Below are 20352 nucleotides of genomic sequence, written 5' to 3' on the forward strand. Positions count from 1 at the left end.
CGTTCATATGTTCAGATAGACACATGAATCCCTCCGGTGGTCGCCCGCTGCGTGCTGCGCGCTGTCTTGTCGTCGCGGTGACCGCTGCGGTGCTCGCGGGGTGCGCCGCCCCCTCGGAGGATCAGGACACCGCGCAGATCGTGCTCGCCGAGGGCTACGAACTCGGGGGCTACAACCCGGTCAACGGTTATTCCGAATCCGGGGTGTCCCCGCTCTACGACGGCCTCTACCGGCCGAGTTCGTCCGACGACACCGCAGTCCCCGAACTGGTTCCGGCGCTGGCACAGGACGAGCCGCAGCCGGCAGGCCCGAACCGGTGGCGGGTGCCGCTGCGCAGCGCAGTGATGTTCTCCGACGGCAGCACGCTCGATTCCGCCGACGTCGTTGCGACGTACACCGCGGTGCGCGATCCCGCGGTGGCATCGGAGATCTCGACGTCGGTGGCCCCGATCGTGACCATCACCGCCGACGGCCCCGACGCCGTCACCGTCGAGATGAACACCGCCGCTGACCCGCGCCCCTATCTGCTGCTCGGCATCCTTCCGTCGGAGAAGGTCGAGCCCGCTCCCGCCGCGGATTGGGCCGTCAACACCGAGCCCGTCGGCACGGGCCCCTACCGGCTCGAGAGCCTGCGTCCCGACCAGGCGGTGCTGGTGGCGCGCGACGACTACTGGGGCGAACCGGCACAGGTCGAGCGCATCGTCTACACCTACATGCCCGACGACAACGCGCGTGCGCAGAGCATGGTCTCCGGTGCCGCCGACGGCACGAACCTGCCTCCGCGGCTGATCGATTCGATCGACGGCGGCGACATCAGCACGGTGTCCGCCGAATCGGCCGACTGGCGCGGTATCTCACTTCCCGCGGGCAACCCGTTCACCGCCGATGTCCGCGCCCGGCTCGCGATGAACCTGGGCGTCGACCGCGAGGCGATGGTGCGCGACGTACTGGTCGGGTACGGCCGGGCCGCGAGCACCCCGGTGGCCGCGGTGTACGGCACGGCCTACAACCCGGACGCGGAGTACCCGTTCGACATCGACCGGGCGGCGACGCTCCTCAACGAGGCCGGCTGGCGGACGAGGCCCGACGGCATCCGCGAAAAAGACGGTGCCCGAGCGTCATTCGAGCTTCTCTACAACGCCCAGGACACGTTGCGCCGTGACCTGGCGGTGGCATACGCGGCGGCGATGAAACCGCTGGGCATCGACGTCCGACCGCGCGGCACGAGTTGGGACGAGATCGACACCAGCTTCGCGGAATCCGCGGTGGTGCTCGGTGGCGGTTCGACGCCCTACAGCATCGACTCGCAGGTCTACGACACGCTGCACACTCGGGTGCCCGATTCGTCGCCGTACTCCAACCCCGGAAACTTCACCGCGCCCGGTCTCGACGAGTTGCTCGAACGGGCCGCCCAGTCGGCGCCGGGGCCGGCCAAAGACGAGCTCTACCGCCAGATCCAGTCCACCTACGCGGCGGCACCGTCACACGTGTTCCTGGCGTTCCTCGACCACACCTACGGCTATCGCGACCTCGGCTGGCAGCAGTCGGCACCGATCATGGAACCGCACTCGCACGGTGTGTCGTGGGGACCATGGTGGAATGTCGCGGCGTGGACACGCTGACACCTACGGGTCGACTGCTGGTCATCCGGTCGGCGATCGCCGTCCCGCTGATCGCCGCGATTTCGGCGGCGATGTTCGCCGTGGCGTCGCTGTCGCCGTTCGACCCGCTGGCCGCCTATCTCGGCGCCAACTACCAGCGGGCGACACCCTCACAACGCGAGGCCATGCGCGCCGCCTACGACACCGACCTGCCCTGGTGGCAGGCCTGGTGGCACTGGGTGCAGGGCCTGGCCTCGGGGGACCTGGGCTTCTCGACGACCCAGTCGCAGCCGGTCACCACCGTGTTGGCCGAGCGGATGCCGTTCACGCTGGTGCTCTCGGGTGCGGCGCTGCTGACCGCGGCGACGGTGGCGATCCTGCTCGGCTGTGTCGCGGGCATGCGTCGCGGCGGGCTGATCGACCGGCTGTGCAGCGGCTTCTCGGTGACGTTCGCCGCGGTGCCGCCTTTTGTGGTGTCGCTCGCGCTGGTGATGGTGGTCGCCGTCAGCCTGCGGTGGCTCCCGGCGTCCGGCGCTGCGGCGCCCGGCGCGGCGTACTCGGTGGAAGGGGTGCTGCGGTACGCGATCCTGCCGTGGATCGCGCTCACCGTGTCGATGGTGCCGTGGCTGCTGCTGACCACCAGGACCGCGGTCGCGGAGAGTTGTGACTCCGACGCGGTGCGGGGGGCGCGGGCCCGTGGCGTGCACGGGTGGGCGTTGCTGCGCGGGCACATCGCTCCGGTGTCGGTGCTGCCCACCCTTGCGCTCCTGGGTACCCGGCTGCCCGAGCTGATCGCCGGAGCTGCAATCGTCGAGACCGTCTTCGGCTGGCCCGGGATGGCTGCCGTGCTCGTGGAATCTGCTGCTGCCCTGGACTTTCCATTGCTGGCCGCGCTGACCGTCGGTTCGGCTGCGGCGGTGCTGGCAGGTTCTGCGCTGTCTGACGCCGCCGCGGTCGCGATCGATCCGCGCGTGAGGATGACGGCGTGAAGCGGGAGTGGCCGCTGGCCGTGCTCGGCGTGATCGTGGCGGCAGCTGTCGGGATCCCGCTGCTGGCAGGTGAACAGGTCGCCGACTTCGCTGCGGCGTTGCGGCCGCCGGGTCGCGAACATCTGGCGGGTACCGACCATTCGGGTTACGACCTGCTGGCCCGCACCGCCGAGGGATTGCGGATGTCGCTGCTGATCGCCGCGATCTGCGCGGTCGCCGCGACGGCGCTGGGCATGGTGATCGGGGTGGCGGCGGCGCTGGTCGGCGGTTGGGTCGACGCGGTGGTGATGCGGTTGGTCGACGGCTTCAACGCGCTGCCGCACCTGGTGGTCGGAATCGTCATCGCCGCCATGTGGCGTGGCGCGCCATTGGCGATCGTCGTCTCGATCGCGCTGACGCACTGGCCGGCGGTGGCCCGGGTGGTCCGTGCAGAACTGCTCGCGGTGGCCGGTGCCGGCTGGGTGCAGACGTCGCAGTTGGCCGGTGCGTCGCGATGGTTCGTCGCGCGCAGACACCTGGTGCCCGCGGTCACCGGGCAGGCACTGGTCGCGATGGTGATGCTGCTGCCGCACGCCGTCTGGCACGAATCGACGCTGTCGTTCCTCGGCGTCGGGCTCTCGCCGGACCGGGCCAGTCTGGGCACACTGCTCAGCGAGGCTCGCGGCAACGTCCTCGCCGGTGCGTGGTGGACGCTGGCGGTTCCCGCCACGGCGCTCATCGCGACGGCGCTGGCGTTCGCGGCCGCAGGCACCCTGGCCCGTCGTCGTCACCGGCCACCCGTGGGGCAGGTGTGGTGACTGCGACCGCCGCCCGACTGCGCGGCCTCACCGTCGACATCGCGACCCGCAGTGGTCGCGACTCCGCGGCGGTCCGAGTGCTCGACGGCGTCGACCTCGACGTCGGGCGCGGCACCGTCACCGCGTTGGTCGGCGAATCCGGTTGCGGCAAATCGCTTGTCGCGGCGGCTCTGGCCGGGTTGATGCCCCCGGGGTCGCGGGTGCGGGGCGCGGTGCTGGTGGGGGAGACCGAGATGCGCCCCGACGACGAGCGGGGATGGCGTGAGCTGCGCGGCCGCCACGTCGGGCTGGTGCCGCAGTCGGCGGCGACGTCGTTCACCCCGGTGCGCACCGTCGGGTCCCAGCTCGCCGAGATCTGCGCCCGGCTCGGAGCCGACCGGACACCCGAACAGCTGTGCGCGGCCGTCGCGCTGCCCTCCGACGTGGTGGCCCGCTATCCGCACGAGCTGTCCGGCGGCATGGCGCAGCGGGTGGCGATCGCGGCCGCGCTGGCCGGGCGGCCCGGTCTGCTGCTCGCCGACGAGCCGACGTCCGCGCTGGATCCGGACAACGCCGCCGTGGTCTGGAGATTGCTCGGCGACGCCGCCGCCGACGGTGCGGGCGTGCTGGTGATCACCCACGACCTGCCGTCACTGCTGCGCGCCGGTGTCTGCAACGACGTGGCCCTGATGGCACGCGGCACGGTGCTCCGACAGATGCCGATGACCGAGGCCACCGCCAGCACCGACCCGTACACCCGGGCGCTGATCGGCACGGTGCCGGTGTGACCGGGTTGCAGGCGACCGGTGTCACGGTTGCCTACGGCGCGACGACCGTGCTCGACGGCGTTGACGTCAGTGCTCCGGCGGGGACCATCACCGGCATCACCGGAGCCTCCGGCAGCGGCAAGACCACGCTGCTGCGGGTGCTGGCAGGACTGCAGACCCCCGATGCCGGCGTGGTCCGCCACCACGGCGCTCCGACGGCCCCGAAGGGGTCTGTGGCGCTGCTGGCGCAGCATCCGCGGCAGGTGTGCAATCCGCGGTGGACGCTGCGCCAGACCATCAGCGAGCCGGCCCTGATCCGCGGTGAGCGGGTAGCCGTCGCCGACGTGGCGGCCCGCGCCGGTCTGGACACGACGCTCCTCGACCGCTATCCGGGGCAGGTCAGCGACGGGCAACTGCAGCGTGCGTGCCTGGGCCGGGTGCTCGCGCAGCGGGCGGCGACGGTGCTCTGTGACGAACCGACCGCGATGCTGGACCCGATCGCCACCGGGTCTGTGATGACACTGCTGCGGGAGATCGCCGACGACGGTGCCGTCGTCGTCCTGGTCAGTCACGACCCGGCGCTCATCTCGGCGCTGACCGACCACGCGCTCGCCTTGCCGCGACCATTAGGGTAGGTAAGCGTGACCCACTATGACGTCGTCGTTCTCGGAGCCGGCCCCGGCGGATACGTCGCGGCCATTCGCGCCGCCCAACTGGGGCTGAGCACCGCCATCATCGAGCCCAAATACTGGGGCGGGGTGTGCCTCAACGTCGGGTGCATCCCGTCGAAGGCGTTGCTGCGCAACGCCGAGCTCGCACACATCTTCACCAAGGAAGCCAAATCGTTCGGCATCAGTGGCGAAGCGAACTTCGACTTCGGCGCCGCGTTCGACCGCAGCCGCAAGGTGGCCGACGGCCGAGTCGCCGGTGTGCACTTCCTGATGAAGAAGAACAAGATCACCGAGATCCACGGCTACGGCAAGTTCACCGGCGCCAACAGCATCGAGGTGGACCTCAACGAGGGCGGCACCGAAAAAGTCGAGTTCGACAACGCGATCATCGCGACCGGCTCGAGCACCCGGCTGGTGCCCGGCACGTCGCTGTCGGAGAACGTCGTCACCTACGAGAAGCAGATCATGACCCGCGAGCTGCCGGGGTCGATCATCATCGCCGGCGCCGGTGCGATCGGCATGGAGTTCGCGTACGTGCTGAAGAACTACGGCGTCGACGTCACCATCGTCGAGTTCCTGCCCCGCGCACTGCCCAACGAGGACGCCGAGGTCTCCAAGGAGATCGAGAAGCAGTACAAGAAGCTGGGCGTGAAGATCCTCACCGGCACCAAGGTCGAATCGATCGACGATGACGGCAAGCAGGTCACCGTCACCGTGAGCAAGGACGGCAAGTCCGAGGAGCTCAAGGCCGACAAGGTGATGCAGGCCATCGGCTTCGCCCCCAACGTCGAGGGTTTCGGGTTGGACAAGGCCGGCGTCGAGCTGACCGATCGCAAGGCCATCGGCATCGACGACTACATGCGCACCAACGTGAGCCACATCTACGCGATCGGCGACGTGACCGCCAAGCTGCAGCTGGCGCACGTGGCCGAGGCGATGGCCGTGGTCGCAGCCGAAACCATCGCCGGCGCCGAGACTTTGGCGTTCGGCGACTACCGGATGATGCCGCGCGCCACGTTCTGCCAGCCCCAGGTCGCCAGCTTCGGCCTCACCGAGGAGCAGGCCCGCGAGGAAGGTTACGACGTCAAGGTCGCGAAGTTCCCGTTCACGGCCAACGGCAAGGCGCACGGCCTCGGGGACCCCAGCGGCTTCGTCAAGCTGATCGCCGACGCCAAGTACGGCGAACTGCTCGGTGGGCACCTGATCGGCCACGACGTCTCCGAACTGCTGCCCGAGCTGACGCTGGCGCAGAAGTGGGATCTGACGGTCAACGAGCTGTCCCGCAACGTGCACACCCACCCGACCATGTCCGAGGCGCTGCAGGAGTGCTTCCACGGATTGGCCGGCCACATGATCAACTTCTAGTTGAGAGCGATCTGGATCGCCGGTATCGGCGGGCTGGTGGTCGGTCACATCCTGTGGCTGGTCGGCATCTCGGCGGCGATGGCGTCGACGGAGGTCTCCACCTGGGTGCTGGTTGTGTCCGCGGTGTCGATCGCCGTCGGGATCGCCGCCGGATATCTGGGCTGGCGAAAGTGGAAACTCAAGACCCGCAAGGCCGAAGCGTGGGCGGTGTTCCTGTGGGCGCTGCCGGTGTCCCCGGTGTTGCTGTCCCTGGCCGTGCTCGGCGTGACGTATCTGTGAACCGGCAGCTCAGTCGGGAAAGTCCAGCGGCACCCCGAGCGTGCTGATGGTGGCCGCAAGCCCGTCGTATTGTGCTGCCAGCAAACAGAATTCGATCAGCTGCGGCTTGGTGTAGAAGCCGGCCAGGGCCTGCCAGGTCTGCGGCGACACCCCGCGGGTGACGACGAACTCGTCGGTGGCGGTGATCAACACCCGCTCGCGGTCGGTGAGCCCCTCGGCATCGGGGCCCTCGAAGATCTTGGCCTGCAGGTCCGCGGTCAGCCCCCGGCTGCGGGCCAGCCTGCGGTGCTGCTGCAGTTCGTACTCGCATTCGCGCAGATGGCCGACACGCAGGATCACCGTCTCGGCGTCGCGGCGCGAGAGCTTGCCCGCGTAGAGCAGATACGCCGACAGCGGCAACCACACCGGCAACAGCAGCCGGTGCTGGCCCAGTACGTTCATCAGGCTGAACCTCGGCCTGCGGATTCCACGGGCGCCGATCTTCGCGATGGCCCAGTTGATCGGTCCCAGCTCCTTGAACCCGCCGGGCGGGACACGGGCAGGTGCACTCACATTTGCCTCACCAGATAGGGGGACACCGTCGAGCGGTGTTCGTTGATGTCCAGCGCACGCCCCAGCGCAGGGAAAGCGCGCTGCGGACAGTTGTCGCGTTCGCACACCCGGCAGCCGGCGCCGATCGGGGTCGCCCGAACGCTGGGGTCACCGGACAAATCCACGCCCTCCGAGTAGACCAGCCGCTGCGCATGGCGCAGTTCGCAGCCCAGGCCGATCGCGAACGTCTTACCTGCCTGACCATAGCGCGACGCCCGGCGCTCCACGGTCCGCGCCACCCACATGTAGCTTCGTCCGTCCGGCATCTCCGCGAGCTGCACCAGGATCTTGCCGGGGTTGGCGAACGTCTCGTAGACGTTCCACAGCGGGCACGTGCCGCCGCTGGAGGAGAAGTGGAAACCGGTGGCGGACTGGCGTTTCGACATGTTGCCGGCGCGGTCGACGCGGACGAAGGAGAACGGTACGCCCCGCATCGAGGGTCGCTGAAGCGTCGAGAGCCGATGACAGACGGTCTCGTAGCTCACCGAGTAGTACGCGGAGAGACGCTCGACGTCGTAGCGGAACTTCTCGGCCACCTCGTGGAAGTGGCCGTACGGCAGCACGGTCGCGGCGGCGAAGTAGTTCGCCAGCCCCAGTCGCGCCAGCCGCTGGGACTCCTCGCTGGTGAAGTGTCCGTCGCCGACCAGCCTGTCGATCAGGTCGCCGCACTCGAGGTAGGCCAGTTCGGCGCCCATCCTGAACACCGTCTGCCCGGAGGACAGGTGGGCACTGATCTCGAGGGTCTTCGACGGCGGGTCGTAACGGTGCAGGACGCCCTCGCCCAGGTCGATACGGCGAATGATCCTGACGCCGTGCACGATTCGAAGACGGTCCGCGAGGTCGCCGACGAGATCGCCCCGCTGGATCCGCATGCCGGCGGTCAGGTCCTCGGCTGCGGTGTCGAGTTCGTGCAGGTAGTTCTGGCGTTGGTAGAAGTAGTCGCGCACCTCTTCGTGAGGCATGGTGATGGTTCCGGACCCTGAGCTGAAGCCGCCGCGCCCCTCGCCGAACCGGTCCTCGGTCGCGGCCGCCAACTGAGTGGTGGTGAGCTGGTAGCGGCGGTGCAGGTTGACCATGGCGCGGGCCAGCGACGGGTGCGCGCCGACCATGTCGGCGATCTCGGTCGGGTCGACGTCGACGTCGAGATCGCGGTCCATGAGGACCTCCCGCAGTTCGGCGATCAGTCGGGTGTCGTCCTGGGAGGCGAAGAACGTCGCGTCGACGCCGAAAACCTCGGTGATGCGCAGCAGGACGGCCACGGTCAGCGGGCGCACGTCGTGCTCGATCTGATTGAGGTAACTGGGGGAGATCTCCAGCATCTGCGCCAGCGCGGCCTGGCTGAATCCGCGTTCGCTTCGCAGTTGCCGCAGGCGGGCACCGACGAACGTTTTGGCCACGATCACCAGCGTAACCGCGACTAGCACCGTTGCGAAGGTTCGATTTGCATCATTGGCAATCCGGTGCGTGTGGCAGTATCGGCATCCGTGAGTACCACCGGTCAGGTCAGCGGGCTGGGAAAGGCGCTGATGCCCGTTCCGGACCCGCACCCGGACGTGTTCGACGTGGAATGGCCGCTGCGGGTGGCCGACGTCGACCGCACGGGCAGGCTCAAGTTCGATGCGGCGACCCGGCACATTCAGGACATCGGCTCGGACCAGCTGCGCGAGATGGGCTTCGAGGAGACCCACCCGCTGTGGATCGTGCGCCGGACGATGGTCGACCTGATCGAGCCCATCGTGTTCAAGGACATGCTCCGGTTGCGCCGCTGGTGCTCGGGCACCTCCAACCGTTGGTGCGACATGCGGGTGCGCATAGAAGGCCGGCGTGGCGGGCTGATGGAATCCGAGGCGTTCTGGATCAACATCAACCGCGAGACCCAGGGGCCCGCGCGCATCTCCGACGACTTCATCGAGGGACTGCAGCGCACCACCGACGTCGACCGGTTGCGGTGGAAGGCCTACCTGAAGCCCGGTAGTCGCGACGATGCCGTTGATGTGCGTGCCTATCCCGTGCGGGTCAGCGACATCGACATCTTCGACCACATGAACAACTCCGTGTACTGGAGCGTCATCGAGGACTACCTCACCGTGCAGCCGGAGCTGATGGCCGGACCGCTGCGGGTGACCATCGAGCACGACCTGCCGGTCGCCCTGGGTGACAAGCTCGAGATCATCCGGCACGTGTATCCGGCGGGTTCGACCGACAGATTCGGCTCGGAGCTCGCCGATCGCACTGTTACAACGCTCACATATGCGGTCGGCGAAGAGACCAAAGCGGTCGCTTCGCTGTTCTCCCTCTGAACCCCTTCCGTTAAACAGTACGAGCGTACTGACCTGCGCGAATTCGGTTACTGGCTAGTAACTACTGAACCGGTTCAGTGCCGAGTGGCCTTCGCAAACTTTGCAAATCGTCGAGGCGTGTTGGCGAAAATTGGCAATCTAAAGCGGTGGACCTGCGGTTATAGGTTGGTGCATGCTCGTGTAAGCACACCAGCACAAGAAGCTGGAGCGTTAACAAACCGCAGAGGCCCGCAGGGTCTCCAGCGACTTGCAACACCGAAGGAGCAGTCAATGTCGACCGTTGGCACACCGAAGAGCCCCGAGCAGATCCAGCACGACTGGGACAACAACCCCCGCTGGAAGGGCATCAGCCGTACCTACACCCCGCAGGACGTCGTCGCGCTCCAGGGCCACGTCGTCGAGGAGAGCACGCTGGCGCGCCGCGGCGCCGAGGTGCTCTGGGAGCAACTGCACGACATGGAGTACGTCAACTCGCTGGGCGCGCTGACCGGCAACCAGGCCGTCCAGCAGGTCCGTGCCGGACTCAAGGCCATCTACCTGTCCGGGTGGCAGGTCGCCGGTGACGCGAACCTGTCCGGCCACACCTACCCAGACCAGAGCCTGTACCCGGCCAACTCGGTGCCGCAGGTGATCCGTCGCATCAACAACGCGCTGCTGCGCGCCGACCAGATCGCCAAGGTGGAGGGCGACCGGTCCGTGGAGAACTGGCTGGCCCCGATCGTCGCCGACGGCGAAGCCGGCTTCGGTGGCGCACTCAACGTCTACGAGCTGCAGAAGGCCATGATCGCCGCCGGTGTCGCCGGATCGCACTGGGAGGACCAGCTGGCCTCGGAGAAGAAGTGCGGCCACCTCGGTGGCAAGGTGCTGATCCCGACCCAGCAGCACATCCGCACGCTCACCTCGGCCCGCCTGGCGGCCGACGTCGCCGACGTCCCCACGGTCGTCATCGCTCGCACCGACGCCGAGGCAGCCACGCTGATCACCTCCGACGTCGACGAGCGCGACCAGCCGTTCATCACCGGTGAGCGGACCAAGGAAGGTTTCTACCGCGTCAAGAACGGCCTCGAGCCCTGCATCGCCCGCGCCAAGTCCTACGCGCCGTACTCCGACCTGATCTGGATGGAGACCGGCACCCCGGATCTGGAGCTGGCCAAGAAGTTCGCCGAGGGCGTCAAGAGCGAGTTCCCGGACCAGATGCTGGCCTACAACTGCTCGCCGTCGTTCAACTGGAAGCAGCACCTGGACGACGCGACGATCGCGAAGTTCCAGAACGAGCTCGGCGCGATGGGCTTCAAGTTCCAGTTCATCACCCTTGCTGGCTTCCACGCCCTGAACTACTCGATGTTCGATCTGGCCCACGGATACGCCCGCAACCAGATGAGCGCCTACGTCGAGCTGCAGGAGCGCGAGTTCGCCGCCGAGGAGCGGGGCTACACCGCGACGAAGCACCAGCGTGAGGTCGGCGCCGGCTACTTCGATCGGATCGCCACCACCGTGGATCCCACCTCGTCGACCACCGCGCTCGCGGGCTCGACCGAAGAGGGCCAGTTCCACTAAGCCGTCCGTCGCACCGCGAGCGCGCGTGTTTGTACAGCGGCACGCCGTGAAAGCCGTACACAACGCGCGCGTTCGCCGCGCTTGACAGCGCAGACCCCGCTCAGAAACCTTGAGCGGGGTCTGACGCTATGTAGAGGAGCTTTTGAGTGAGCATTGAACGGGTAGGCATCGAACGAGTAGGCATCGTGGGCGCCGGACAGATGGGCGGCGGAATCGCCGAGGTGTGCGCGAAGGCCGGCGCAGAAGTCGTCGTCTACGAACCCAGCGAGGAGCTGGCGGACGCTGGTCGCACGCGGATCACGGCCTCGCTCGAGCGGGCCAAGGCGAAGGGCAAGCTTGCGGCCGACGACTTCGAGATCGCGCTCGCGCGGCTGACGTTCACCACGAACCTCGCCGACCTCGCCGACCGCCAGCTGGTGATCGAGGCGATCGTCGAGGACGAGGCCGTCAAGGCCAAAGTGTTCGCTCAGCTCGACGAGGTCGTCACCGATCCCGACGCTGTGCTCGCATCGAACACCTCGAGCATTCCGATCATGAAAATCGCTGCGGCGACCAAGAATCCGAGCAGGGTGCTGGGGCTGCACTTCTTCAACCCGGTGCCGGTACTGCCGCTGGTGGAGCTGGTCAACACGCTGGTCACCTCCGATGACGCGATCGCGCGGGTGGAGCAGTTCGCGAGCGAGGTGCTGGGCAAGAAGGTGGTGCGCTGCGGCGACCGCTCCGGCTTCGTCGTTAACGCGCTGCTGGTTCCCTACCTGCTGTCGGCCATCCGGATGGCCGAGGCCGGGGTGGCTACAGTCGAGGACATCGACACGGCCGTCGTCGCCGGGCTGTCGCATCCGATGGGCCCGCTGCGGCTGTCCGACCTCATCGGGCTGGACACCATGAAGCTGATCGCCGACTCGATGTACGACGAGTACAAGGACGCACACTATGCGCCGCCACCGCTGCTGCAGCGGATGGTCGAGGCCGGCCAGCTCGGCAAGAAGTCGGGCAGGGGCTTCTACACGTACTGAGTTCCCGCCGAGCGCACGGTTTCTGACGAATCTTCGCGGATTCCCATCAGAATCCGTGCATTCGGGAACCGTTCGGCGCTCGAGTGCGCCTAACACGATGTGCAGGAACTCGTCGTAGCGTCGGAATCCCTCGCGGCCGGAGAGTTGACCCGACAAGACCTCCGGCGGCAATTCGTCAAAGTGCATCACAACGTCTACGCCCCACAGGGCGTGGTGTTGGCGGCGCGGGATCGTGCGGTGGCCGCGTGGCTGTGGTCGCAGCGCAAGGCCACTTTGGCCGGAGTTTCGGCAGCGGCGATGCACGGTGCCCGCTGGCTGCCGAAAGACGGTCCGGCCGAGCTGATTCGCGTCCGATCAGGGACGGTGCCGGGCATCCTGATTCATCGCGAAAACCTGTTTGACGACGAGGTGTGTCTGGTCCAACGCATCGATTGCACGACGGCCGCTCGAACGGCCTACGACCTGGGTCGGCGAGATCCGGCTGACGAAGCGATCATTCGCATCGACGCGCTGCTGAACGCTACCCGATGTCCGGTGTCTGACGTGCTGGCGATCAGTAGGCGTCACCCCGGGGCGAGAGGTGTCCGCGGCCTGCGAAAGGTTCTGGACCTCGTCGACGGAGGTGCTGAGTCACCGCAGGAGACCCGAGTGCGACTGCTACTGATACGTAAGGGACTGCCGAGGCCCGTGACTCAGATCCCGATCAGGAACGCGGACGGCCGAGTCGTGCGCCGCATCGACATGGGGTGGCCCGAATACTGTGTCGGTGTCGAGTACGACGGTGAGCACCACTGGACCGACCCGGAGGCCCATGCCGAGGACATCACTCGACTGGAGTTCCTCGCAGCCCGAGGGTGGATCATCGTCCGGGTCAGCGCACGCCATCTGCGTTACGGGCCAGACGACATAGCGCAGCGCGCTGAAACCGGGCTACGCCAGCGCGGTTGGGCTGGCGCCGCCTGAACCGGGACCCGAACGTACGGTTTCTGATGAAAATCGGCCGAGAATCGTCACAAACCGTGCGCTCGGCGAACGGCGCGGCGATCAGGCTGACGCCAAACGGTTCTTCTCGGCTTCGACGTCGAAATCCGGTGGCGGCCAGGACATGTTGAGGCGCTTCATGGCGTCGATGAGCAACTCGGTGACCGCCAGTCGGCTGTACCACTTCCGGTTGCACGGCACGATGTGCCACGGCGCGTAATCCGTCGACGTCCGGTCCAGCATCGCCTGGTAAGCCTGTTCGTAGAGAGGCCATTTGAGCCGTTCGTCGATATCGGCGGGGTTGTACTTCCAGTACTTGTCCGGGCGGTCGAGTCGCGCGGCGAGGCGCTTCTTCTGTTCGGTGAGGGAGACGAACATCGCGACCTTCACCAATGTGGTGCCGCTGTCGACGAGTTCGCGTTCGAACGCATTGATCTCGTCGTAACGAGGCTCCCATACGTCCTGCGGCACCAGGTTGTGCACGCGCACGATCAGCACGTCCTCGTAGTGCGAACGGTCGAACACGCCGATGTGTCCCGCGGTCGGCAAGGCGTTGCGGATGCGCCACAGATAGTGGTGTGACAGTTCCTCGGCCGTCGGCTTGCCGAAGCTCGTGTATTTGATGCCCTGCGGATTGGCGCCGCCCACAACATGTTTGACGATTCCACCCTTGCCCGCGGTGTCCATTCCCTGAAGCACCAGCAACACCGACCGGGTGTCGCCGGAGCGGCTGTTGGCGTAGAGCATCTCCTGCAGTTCGGCGAAGCGCACATTGCGCTCTTCCTGAAGCGTGGGCGCATCGGCCTTGTTGCCGCGGAAGCCGGGGGTGGCTTCGGCGTCGATGTCGCTCACCTTGTCGCCGCGGCGGAACATCAGCTCCTCGCGCGGATCGTGGGACCACAGCGACGGCAGATCGGAGAGCTCGCTCATGCTCCTAGTCAAGCAGTCGCGGCGGCAGAACAGGCGAAGGATGAGGCTTCTGCCGGAATTTCTCCAGGGACCCGCCCACCTCGACGATTCCGCACAGCGCGCTCCACGACAGCATCGTCAGGTAGTCGATCAGCTCCTCGGAGGTCATCCGCGGATTCGACATCCACGAGTGCGTCGCCAGTTGCACGCCTCCGACGATCTGGAAGGCCCACGGCCCGATCCCGCCGGTGTCCATCCCGGCCTCGACCATGCGCCGCCGGAACATCACGGCCAGCATCCGGGCGATGATCTGCTCGGAATCGGCGACGGCCTTGCTCTTGCTGGCCGAGTTGTTGGCCATCACGAACCGGTACGGCTCCGGTTCGTTGGCGACGGTCTCGACGTACACCCGGATGATTTCGCGGGTGAGGTCGTAGCCGTCCAGGTTCGACGACAGGGCTGCGGCCATGTTCGGGATCAGGGTGGTCTGCGCGAAGCGCATCATCACCGCGGTGGTGAGGTCGTTCTTGTCGACGAAGTAGCGGTAGAGGACTGTTTTGGACACGCCGATCTCCGCGGCGATCTCGTCCATGCTGACGTTGCTGCCGAGGCGGCGGATCGCCTCCAGGGTGCCGTCGACCAACTCGTTGCGTCGCTCGACCTTGTGCTTATGCCAGCGTCGCTTTCGTCCATCGGTCTTGACCGCCACCGGCGGGGATTGTTGTGCCACGTTCGCGGTAGTCCATTCCGTAGTCCGTGTCGATGATACGGCGCCGGCCCCTGGGCGCAGGATCACGGGACGACGACGGCGGGAACGTCACGACGGGCAGTTGCTGGCGTAGCGGATGATGTAGGCGTGGCACACAGACCTGACGTCAAAGAGCGTCCCAGCTTCGCTGAAACGCTCGCCGGGGCCGACTCGGCCGCCGACGCCGAACGCCTTCGCGGCCTGCGGCGAATGAAAGTCGTGGCGCTGAGCTTCCTTCTCGGCGCCGCGATCGTCTTCCTCGTCTGCTCGTGGGCGCAGTCCCACGGTGCTGCGCCCTGGGTCGGATACGTGCGAGCCGCCGCCGAGGCCGGCATGATCGGCGGACTCGCGGACTGGTTCGCGGTCACTGCGCTGTTCAAGCATCCGCTGGGCATCCCGATCCCGCACACGGCGATCATCCGCCGGAAGAAAGACCAGTTGGGCGAAGGTCTGGGCGACTTCGTCCGGGAGAACTTCATGTCTCCGGACGTGGTGTCGACGAAGCTGCGCGACGCCGAGGTCGCGAGTCGGCTCGGCAGGTGGCTGGCGCACCCGACCAATGCCGAACGGGTCGCGCCCGAGGCGTCGACGGCGCTGCGGGTGCTGGTGGAGATGCTGCGCGACGAGGACATCCAGCAGGTGCTGGACCGGATGATCGTCAAGCGGGTCGCCGAACCGCAGTGGGGTCCGCCGATCGGTCGGGTGCTGGCCTCGCTGCTGGAGGAGGGGCGGCAGGAAGCGCTGATCCAACTGCTCGCCGACCGGGCGTTCGAATGGTCGCTGAACTCCGGTGAGGTCATCGAGCGCGTCATCGAACGCGATTCACCGTCGTGGTCGCCCCGGTGGGTCGATGGCCTGATCGGCGATCGGATTCATCGCGAGTTGATGGACTTCACCGACAAGGTCCGTCGCAATCCCGATCACGAGCTTCGCCGCTCGGCCACCAAGTTCCTGTTCGAGTTCGCCGCCGACCTGCAGAACGACGAGGCGACGATCCAGCGCGCCGAGAACGTCAAGGAGCAGATCATGGCCCGCGACGAGGTGACCAAGGCGGCCGAGACCGCCTGGACCGCCGCCAAGCGCATCCTGCTGGAATCCGTCGACGACCCGAGTTCGACGCTGCGGGCCCGCATCGCCGACTCGGTGGTCAACATCGGCGAATCGCTGCGCGACGACGCCGAACTGCGGGCCAAGGTCGACAACTGGATCGTTCGGGCCGCGCAGCACCTCGTCGGTCAGTATGGGACGGAGATCACAGCGATCATCACCGAGACCATCGAGCGCTGGGACGCCGAGGAGGCGAGCCGCCGAATCGAACTCCATGTGGGCCGCGACCTGCAGTTCATCCGCATCAACGGCACCGTCGTCGGCGCCCTGGCGGGCTTGGTCATCTACTCGCTGGCGCAGATACTCTTCTGACCTGCGCTAACTAGTGCTTGCAAAAGTTAGCACCCCGTCGTACGGTGGAAATCGCTACCAACCTGATACCCATCGCATCGAAGGGGGCCACGCCATGACGCAAGACGAAAATCTTGCCGCGGTCGTGACCAACGCTGCGCAGGACATCGGGAGCTTCATCCGATCCCAGCGCGAGGCTGCGCAGGTGTCGGTGCGCCAGCTGGCCGAGAAGGCCGGCGTCAGTAATCCCTACCTCAGTCAGATCGAGCGGGGATTGCGGAAACCCTCGGCGGACGTGCTCAACCAGATCGCGAAAGCGCTCCGGGTGTCCGCAGAGGTTCTCTACATCAGGGCCGGAATCCTCGAGCCTTCGGAGGGCAGCGAGATTCGTGACGCCATCGTGACCGACACCGCGATCAACGAGCGGCAGAAGCAGGTGCTGCTCGACATCTACACCTCGTTCTGTCAGCAGAACGAGGCCGCCCTTCTCGAAGCTGCACTGGCCGCTGGGGCGCCGGCAGACCACGTAAGCGAAGCAGATGAGGAGCCGACGACTGAACCAGACACGAGTCCCGTCCAAAGCCCCCTGCAACTCACCCAATCACCAACAACCGACTCCCAGTGAGACGAAAGGACATCATCATGGCTGAGAAGAATCAGATCGAGATCGACGACCTCAAGGCCCCGCTGCTCGCCGCAGTCGGCGCTGCCGACCTGGCGCTGGAGCGCGTCAACGAGATCGTCGCGACCCTGCGCGAGCGTGCCGACGAGGTTCGCAGCGACGCAGAGACCCGTGTCGCCGAGCGCCGTGCGCGCATCAACAAGCTGCAGGAAGAGCTGCCCTCGCAGGTCGGCGACATCCGTGAGCGGCTGAACTCCGACGAGCTGCGTAAGTTCGCCGAGGGTTACGCCGAGGCCGCGCAGACGACCTACAACAGCCTGATCGAGCGCGGCGAGGCCGCCCTGGAGCGCCTGCGCAGCCAGCCTGCGCTGGAGGAGGCTGCCAGCCGGGTCGAGGGGTACACCGATCAGGCCGTCGAGCTGACCCAGGACGCGTTGGGCACCGTCGCGACGCAGACCCGCGCGGTCGGCGAGCGTGCCGCCAAGCTGGTCGGTGTCGAGCTGCCGAAGAAGACCGAAGAGGCCGCCGCTCCGGTGAAGAAGGCCGCGAAGAAGGCTCCAGCCAAGAAGGCCCCCGCCAAGAAGGCGCCGGCCAAGAAGGCTCCGGCCAAGAAGGTCACCCAGAAGTAGTTCGATGAACCCCTCACGGGGTGAGTCGACCGAGGGACGTAACCCGCATAGTCTGTAGCTCGTGGAGCTTCAAGGCCTTGTGGGTTACGTCCTTTTCGTTTTGCAGGTCGCTGTCCTGGTGGCAGCGGTCTACGCATTCGTGCACGCCGCTATGCAGCGGCCCGACGCCTACACCGCGGCCGACAAGCTGACCAAGCCGGTGTGGTTGGTGATCCTCGGTGTCGCGGTGCTGCTGGCGCTGGTGCTGGGCATCATGGGTGTGGCGATCGCCGCGGTGGCATCCGGTGTCTACCTCGTCGACGTCCGGCCCAAGATCCTTGAGATCCAAGGGAAGTCGCGGTAGTGCGACGAGCCTTCGCGGCCGCCGCGGCGATGTGTGTGTTTCCCCTCGCGGTCGTTCCCGTCGCGTCTGCCGCGCCCGCCGTCGCACCGCCGCCGTACGTCGACCATGCCGAGTGGGCCAAGTGGGGCGACCTGTCCAGCCTGCGGGTCTATCCGACCGCGTCCGGCCGGGACACCTCGGGGCGCCCGGGCACTGCGCCGCAGGCCGACGTGGCCTGGGCCGAGGTGCTGACACTGTCGCCCGACGCGGCGATTCCCGGTATGCGAGAACAGTTCATGTGCCACTGGCAGTTCGCCGAGCTGGTCGAACCCGGCAAGGTCAGCTGGAACCTCGAGCCGTGGCGTCCCGAGGTCAGTGAAGACCAGATGGTCGCTGCCGGATGCAACCCGGGTGGCACCGAAGAGCCCTTCTGATGGGTTCCTACACCCGCGACCACGTCGCGGCGCTCGTTGATCACACTCTGCTGAAACCGGAGGCCACCGACGCGGATGTCGTCGGACTGGTCGCCGAGGCCGCCGAGTTCGAGGTCTTCGCCCTCTGCGTGTCGCCCACGATGGTGTCGGTTGCCGCCGCGCTGGCAACCGATCGTCCCGTGGCGTCGGTCGTGGGTTTCCCGTCAGGTAAACACTTCTCGGCGATCAAGGCAGAGGAGTCCCGGTTGGCCGTGGCCGCCGGTGCGGCCGAGATCGACATGGTGATCGACGTTGGTGCGGCCCTCGCCGGCGATCTCGACGCTGTGCTTGCCGACATTGCGGCGGTGCGTGCGGCGATCCCCGGCGACACCGTCCTGAAGGTCATCGTCGAATCGGCGGCGCTGCTGGAGTTCAGCGGGTCGCCGCTGCTGGTCGACGTATGCCGGATCGCAGAGGATGCGGGGGCCGATTTCGTCAAGACCTCCACCGGCTTTCATCCCGCCGGCGGCGCATCGCCCCGCGCGGTCGAGCTGATGGCGGGCACGGTCGGAGGCCGTCTCGGCATCAAGGCCAGTGGTGGAATCCGCACGGCGGCGGACGCTTCGGCGATGCTCGATGCGGGCGCGACGCGGTTGGGACTTTCCGGGACCCGCGCGGTTCTCGACGGTCTCGGCTGACGCCTACAGGCCTGCGAAGCAGGGGTCGTCGTTCTGCTTCGGGATCGAGGCGTTGCTCGTCGAGAACTGGCTCACCACACCGGTATCGGTGACCTGGATCGAGTCGGCGCGGATGTTCATCGGGTAGTCCTGGACCAGCTCGGACGTGAACGCGTCCAGCGCCGGCTGCACCACTTCACGCGGCAGCGTGAAGCCCAGCCCGGTCACATTGGTGACCTGCAGCGCGATGTTGCCGTCGACGACCTCGGGGCGTGTGGTGATGCTGCCCAGCGCCCCTTCGAGTTCGATCGTCCCGTCGGTCGGGTTGGTGGTCACCCCGGTGACGAAGCTGCCGATCAGCGGGATCGCGCCCTGAATGGTCTGTTTGATGCCGTCGGCGGACCAGTCGATGTTGGCCACCAGGGAGCCGACCGTGCCACCCGATGTGGGGGTGTCTTCGAGACGGACGTCGTTGATGTCGAGATTGAGCTTCATCCCCTGCGCGTCACGAAGCTGGTTGCCCGCGGTTTCGATCCTGATGTTCGTGTAGTGACCCGACACGTGCTGCATCAGGAAGGGGGGCAGCACCCCGAACGATGCGGTGGCGTCGTCCTGCACGACGCATTCGACGACCGAGGCGACCACCGTGTCGGCGCGGTTGCGGGCATAGAGCTCACCGCCGAGCAGGCCGGCGAAGACCAGCGCCAGCACGATCACGACGGCCAGGACGACCGAGAGCGGATCGCTGAAGATCCTCTTGATTTTTGCCGGCAACGAGGAATCCTCCTCCGGGGGGACGCCGGATGTCGGCCCGGGGCCGTAGCCGGGCGGTGGGTTCTGCGAGAACTGCGGCTGCGGTGGGCCGGGTTGCTGCTGTGGCCGAGGGGCCCAGGGATCGGTCACGTCAGCGATTGTGCCCTATTGCGATGAGCGAATCCTGAGCGGTTGGTCATCACCGCGACGGTCTTGCGGGCCTTGCGTGCCGCGTCGAGGTCGACGTCGCAGACCAACAACTGTGGGTCGGTACCTGCGGATGCCAGCACCTCGCCCAGTGCCGAGGCCACCACGCTGCCGCCCACACCGGTAGGTCCGAGCGCGGCGATCTCGTCGCCGGGATAGGCCTGGCCGACCGCGGCGACGATGCTGTTCGTGTCGATGGCGCGGGCGCGGGCGAGCAGCGTCCACTGGTCGAGCTTGCCCGGCCCGGTGCCCCACGACGCGTGGGCGGTGATCACCTCGGCGCCGCGTTCGGCCAACTCGACGTACAGCTCGGGGAAGCGGATGTCGTAACACAGCGTCAGGCCGACCGTCACGCCGTCGACCTCGATCACGACGGGCTCCCGACCGGGTGCGACCGTCGTGGATTCGGCGAACCCGAACGCGTCGTAGAGGTGGATCTTGTCGTAGTGGGCGTCCACCCCCGGACCGGTCGCGAGCAGCGTATTGGTGACGCGGCCGTCGTCGGCCGGGACGAACATGCCCGCGACGACGGCCACACCTGCACGCCGGGCGAGGCCCCGGACCGCGCCGGCCCACGGTCCGTCCAACGGTTCGGCGACCGGGCCGAGCGGAATCCCGAAGCGGCACATGGTCGCCTCGGGGAAGAGCACGAGCGACGCACCCTGCTCCGCGGCCCGCAGGGTGTACTCCTCGACCAGGCCGAGGTTGGCCGTCGGGTCGGTGCTGGCGCGGATCTGAGCCAACGCCACACGCATGTTCTGGCGCATGCCGACCAGGATAG

The 20352-nt window shown here is 67.1% G+C and carries 23 protein-coding genes; 17 read left to right on the forward strand and 6 right to left on the reverse strand.

The window, feature by feature from the left end:
- Positions 1-23: 23 nt before the first annotated feature.
- From ABDC78_RS03535 to ABDC78_RS03565, 7 genes are read left to right on the forward strand one after another with little or no spacing between them, the layout of a single operon-like run.
- Complete coding sequence (locus tag ABDC78_RS03535) at positions 24-1622, forward strand: ABC transporter substrate-binding protein (RefSeq protein WP_178361373.1); 1599 nt, start codon at positions 24-26, stop codon at positions 1620-1622.
- Complete coding sequence (locus tag ABDC78_RS03540) at positions 1592-2590, forward strand: ABC transporter permease (RefSeq protein WP_178361522.1); 999 nt, start codon at positions 1592-1594, stop codon at positions 2588-2590. Before ABDC78_RS03535 ends, ABDC78_RS03540 begins: the two co-directional genes overlap by 31 nt.
- A complete protein-coding gene (locus tag ABDC78_RS03545) occupies positions 2587-3387 on the forward strand; it encodes an ABC transporter permease (RefSeq protein WP_347133313.1) in 801 nt (266 codons plus the stop codon). The genes ABDC78_RS03540 and ABDC78_RS03545 overlap by 4 nt, the downstream gene beginning before the upstream one ends.
- Complete coding sequence (locus ABDC78_RS03550; protein ID WP_347133314.1) at positions 3384-4154, forward strand: ATP-binding cassette domain-containing protein; 771 nt, start codon at positions 3384-3386, stop codon at positions 4152-4154. The genes ABDC78_RS03545 and ABDC78_RS03550 overlap by 4 nt, the downstream gene beginning before the upstream one ends.
- On the forward strand, positions 4151-4768 hold the full coding sequence (locus ABDC78_RS03555) for an ATP-binding cassette domain-containing protein (RefSeq protein ID WP_178361375.1): 618 nt from the start codon (positions 4151-4153) through the stop codon (positions 4766-4768). Before ABDC78_RS03550 ends, ABDC78_RS03555 begins: the two co-directional genes overlap by 4 nt.
- Before the next feature lie 6 nt (positions 4769-4774).
- The gene (gene lpdA / locus ABDC78_RS03560; protein ID WP_178361376.1) at positions 4775-6169 is read left to right on the forward strand and encodes a dihydrolipoyl dehydrogenase; all 1395 of its coding nucleotides are present in this window, start codon (positions 4775-4777) and stop codon (positions 6167-6169) included.
- Positions 6170-6448 carry a hypothetical protein gene (locus ABDC78_RS03565; protein WP_178361377.1) on the forward strand — a complete coding sequence of 93 codons (279 nt, stop codon included), beginning with the start codon at positions 6170-6172 and terminating at the stop codon, positions 6446-6448.
- A 9-nt stretch (positions 6449-6457) separates the two neighbouring features.
- Here ABDC78_RS03565 and ABDC78_RS03570 read toward each other — a convergent pair whose 3' ends face one another.
- Positions 6458-7000, reverse strand: coding sequence for a carboxymuconolactone decarboxylase family protein (locus ABDC78_RS03570; protein ID WP_178361378.1), 543 nt, complete (start codon positions 6998-7000; stop codon positions 6458-6460).
- The gene (gene ramB, locus ABDC78_RS03575; RefSeq protein WP_178361379.1) at positions 6997-8436 is read right to left on the reverse strand and encodes an acetate metabolism transcriptional regulator RamB; all 1440 of its coding nucleotides are present in this window, start codon (positions 8434-8436) and stop codon (positions 6997-6999) included. The genes ABDC78_RS03570 and ramB overlap by 4 nt, the downstream gene beginning before the upstream one ends.
- Before the next feature lie 129 nt (positions 8437-8565).
- On the opposite strand from ramB, the gene ABDC78_RS03580 reads away from it, so the two are divergent.
- The 4 genes from ABDC78_RS03580 to ABDC78_RS03595 all read left to right on the forward strand — a co-directional run bounded on the left by ABDC78_RS03580 (position 8566) and on the right by ABDC78_RS03595 (position 12875).
- A complete protein-coding gene (locus tag ABDC78_RS03580) occupies positions 8566-9339 on the forward strand; it encodes an acyl-[acyl-carrier-protein] thioesterase (RefSeq protein ID WP_178361523.1) in 774 nt (257 codons plus the stop codon).
- A gap of 270 nt (positions 9340-9609) precedes the next feature.
- The gene (gene aceA / locus ABDC78_RS03585) at positions 9610-10896 is read left to right on the forward strand and encodes an isocitrate lyase (RefSeq protein ID WP_178361380.1); all 1287 of its coding nucleotides are present in this window, start codon (positions 9610-9612) and stop codon (positions 10894-10896) included.
- 200 nt (positions 10897-11096) lie between these two features.
- Positions 11097-11912: a 3-hydroxybutyryl-CoA dehydrogenase gene (locus ABDC78_RS03590; RefSeq protein ID WP_178361524.1), complete on the forward strand. Its 816-nt coding sequence runs from the start codon at positions 11097-11099 to the stop codon at positions 11910-11912.
- A 99-nt stretch (positions 11913-12011) separates the two neighbouring features.
- Positions 12012-12875 (forward strand): hypothetical protein, encoded by an 864-nt coding sequence (locus ABDC78_RS03595; RefSeq protein ID WP_178361381.1) that lies wholly within the window; start codon positions 12012-12014, stop codon positions 12873-12875.
- A gap of 81 nt (positions 12876-12956) precedes the next feature.
- On the opposite strand, the gene ABDC78_RS03600 is transcribed toward ABDC78_RS03595, so the two are convergent.
- Together ABDC78_RS03600 and ABDC78_RS03605 are read right to left on the reverse strand one after the other, a co-directional pair.
- Positions 12957-13823: a polyphosphate kinase 2 family protein gene (locus ABDC78_RS03600; protein ID WP_178361382.1), complete on the reverse strand. Its 867-nt coding sequence runs from the start codon at positions 13821-13823 to the stop codon at positions 12957-12959.
- Between the two features lie 4 nt (positions 13824-13827).
- Complete coding sequence (locus tag ABDC78_RS03605) at positions 13828-14532, reverse strand: TetR/AcrR family transcriptional regulator (protein WP_178361383.1); 705 nt, start codon at positions 14530-14532, stop codon at positions 13828-13830.
- Positions 14533-14658: 126 nt separating this feature from the next.
- Here ABDC78_RS03605 and ABDC78_RS03610 point away from each other — a divergent pair, with 126 nt between their 5' ends.
- From ABDC78_RS03610 to deoC, 6 genes are all read left to right on the forward strand, one after another.
- A complete protein-coding gene (locus tag ABDC78_RS03610; protein WP_347133315.1) occupies positions 14659-15969 on the forward strand; it encodes a DUF445 domain-containing protein in 1311 nt (436 codons plus the stop codon).
- A gap of 94 nt (positions 15970-16063) precedes the next feature.
- Positions 16064-16573, forward strand: a complete 510-nt coding sequence (locus ABDC78_RS03615) for a helix-turn-helix transcriptional regulator (RefSeq protein WP_178361385.1) — start codon at positions 16064-16066, stop codon at positions 16571-16573.
- Positions 16574-16590: 17 nt separating this feature from the next.
- Positions 16591-17199, forward strand: coding sequence for a heparin-binding hemagglutinin (locus tag ABDC78_RS03620; RefSeq protein ID WP_178361386.1), 609 nt, complete (start codon positions 16591-16593; stop codon positions 17197-17199).
- A 61-nt stretch (positions 17200-17260) separates the two neighbouring features.
- The gene (locus tag ABDC78_RS03625) at positions 17261-17542 is read left to right on the forward strand and encodes a DUF2516 family protein (protein ID WP_178361387.1); all 282 of its coding nucleotides are present in this window, start codon (positions 17261-17263) and stop codon (positions 17540-17542) included.
- 29 nt (positions 17543-17571) lie between these two features.
- On the forward strand, positions 17572-17955 hold the full coding sequence (locus ABDC78_RS03630; protein WP_178361526.1) for a DUF2599 domain-containing protein: 384 nt from the start codon (positions 17572-17574) through the stop codon (positions 17953-17955).
- A complete protein-coding gene (gene deoC / locus ABDC78_RS03635; protein WP_178361525.1) occupies positions 17952-18632 on the forward strand; it encodes a deoxyribose-phosphate aldolase in 681 nt (226 codons plus the stop codon). The genes ABDC78_RS03630 and deoC overlap by 4 nt, the downstream gene beginning before the upstream one ends.
- Positions 18633-18635: 3 nt before the next feature.
- Here the strand turns inward: deoC and ABDC78_RS03640 are convergent, their stop codons facing one another.
- Positions 18636-19514: a DUF2993 domain-containing protein gene (locus tag ABDC78_RS03640; RefSeq protein ID WP_178361388.1), complete on the reverse strand. Its 879-nt coding sequence runs from the start codon at positions 19512-19514 to the stop codon at positions 18636-18638.
- The gene (locus tag ABDC78_RS03645) at positions 19511-20326 is read right to left on the reverse strand and encodes a carbon-nitrogen hydrolase family protein (RefSeq protein ID WP_178361527.1); all 816 of its coding nucleotides are present in this window, start codon (positions 20324-20326) and stop codon (positions 19511-19513) included. The genes ABDC78_RS03640 and ABDC78_RS03645 overlap by 4 nt, the downstream gene beginning before the upstream one ends.
- Between the last annotated feature and the right edge of the window lie 26 nt (positions 20327-20352).

The organism is Mycobacterium sp. DL (assembly GCF_039729195.1).
GTDB classification, from domain to species: domain Bacteria; phylum Actinomycetota; class Actinomycetes; order Mycobacteriales; family Mycobacteriaceae; genus Mycobacterium; species Mycobacterium hippocampi_A.